General features: G+C 77.0%; 1 protein-coding gene. It reads left to right on the forward strand.

Translation table 11 applies throughout. The annotated features are described in order from the left end of the window. Positions 1-482: LysR substrate-binding domain-containing protein (locus G3I65_RS45840; RefSeq protein WP_239071848.1), on the forward strand; the 482-nt coding region annotated here is incomplete at both ends.

Consider the following 482-nt stretch of genomic DNA (forward strand, 5'->3'; position numbering starts at 1 on the left):
ACGGGCATCCGCGGCCTGCTCGCCCCGGTCCTCGGGCGGCTGGCCGGGCGCTGCCCGGAGCTGCGCGTGGACATCACCGAGCAGGACCCCGACCAGGCCCTGCGCGCCGTCGACGCGGGAACGGCCGACCTCGCCCTGGTCCACGACGCCGACGGCGTGCCGGCCCCGCTGCCGCCGTCCTTGGCACGCCGGCACGTGCACACCGACGTCGGCGACGTGGTGCTGAGCCGCGACCACCCGCTGGCGCTTGCCGACGGGCCACTCGGCGCGGAGCTGTCGGGGCAGGCTTGGGTGACCAGCCCGCCGGGAACCGTGTGCCACCAATGGTTCCGGCGGTTGTTCGCGGGGGCGCCGGAGGAGCCGGACGTCCGGCACCTGGTGGACGACTTCGCGACGCAGCTGTCCCTGGTGGCGACCGGCGAGGTGCTCGCGCTGATCCCGCGGCTGGCCCGGCCGCCGCTGGGGGAGCGGCTGGTCGCGCT

The sequence above is a fragment of the Amycolatopsis sp. SID8362 genome (genome assembly GCF_010550475.1).
In the GTDB taxonomy this organism is placed as follows: Bacteria; Actinomycetota; Actinomycetes; order Mycobacteriales; family Pseudonocardiaceae; genus Amycolatopsis; species Amycolatopsis eburnea.